General features: G+C 66.0%; 1 protein-coding gene. It reads right to left on the bottom strand.

The window, feature by feature from the left end; genetic code table 11:
- A partial coding sequence (locus NCS58_RS24820; RefSeq protein ID WP_250538901.1) for a heme exporter protein CcmB occupies positions 1–218 on the bottom strand: 218 nt, incomplete at its 3' end.
- Between the last annotated feature and the right edge of the window lie 29 nt (positions 219–247).

The following is a 247-nucleotide window of genomic DNA, read 5'->3' as shown; positions in this document are numbered from 1 at the left end:
CTGAAGAGCTGGCCAGCCGAAAGCAGCGCCGCGAACAGCGCCGTGACCCACAGCACGCCCGGCGCGATTGCGTGCAGCAGCTTCGGATCGGGACCGACGCCGAGCGGAAACAGACTCGACGCCAGCACGAAGAAAAGCAGCACGGAAAGCGTCACGGTGCGCGAGCGCCAGTTCAAGAGCAGCTCGCGCCGGATCACCCGAAGCGTCAGCGCGATCATGCCGCGCTCCGTTCGAGATGCAGATGACG

Source organism: Caballeronia sp. INML3B, from assembly GCF_023631305.1.
Classification (GTDB): domain Bacteria; phylum Pseudomonadota; class Gammaproteobacteria; order Burkholderiales; family Burkholderiaceae; genus Caballeronia; species Caballeronia turbans.
The sequence above is the reverse complement of the archived record's forward strand: the minus strand, read 5'-3'. Positions and strand labels throughout refer to the sequence as shown.